Annotated in this window: 1 protein-coding gene; it reads right to left on the reverse strand. The window is 46.0% G+C overall.

What is annotated here, in order from left to right:
* Positions 1-4: 4 nt before the first annotated feature.
* On the reverse strand, positions 5-365 hold a 361-nt coding region (locus tag AB4653_RS25265), incomplete at its 5' end, for a S1 RNA-binding domain-containing protein (protein WP_372105599.1).

Consider the following 365-nt stretch of genomic DNA (forward strand, 5'->3'; position numbering starts at 1 on the left):
AGAATTACTCAGCAGCAGGTGCTTCGCCTTCAGCTGGCGTTTCAACTGCTTCTTTCATGCTTAGACGTACACGGCCTTGACGGTCAATTTCAAGAACCTTAACTGGTACTTCTTGACCTTCAGTTAGGTAGTCAGACACTTTCTCAACGCGCTTATCAGCGATTTGAGAGATGTGTACTAGACCATCTTTACCTGGAAGGATAGTAACGAATGCACCGAAGTCAGCTAGACGAGCAACTTTACCTTGGTAAATGCGGCCAACTTCAACTTCAGCAGTGATCTCTTCGATACGACGGATAGCTTCTTTAGCAGCTGCGCCTTCAGTAGCAGCAATCTTGATTGTGCCATCGTCTTCGATTTCGATT

It is taken from the genome of Vibrio sp. 10N.222.48.A3, assembly GCF_041475345.1.
GTDB classification, from domain to species: domain Bacteria; phylum Pseudomonadota; class Gammaproteobacteria; order Enterobacterales; family Vibrionaceae; genus Vibrio; species Vibrio tasmaniensis_A.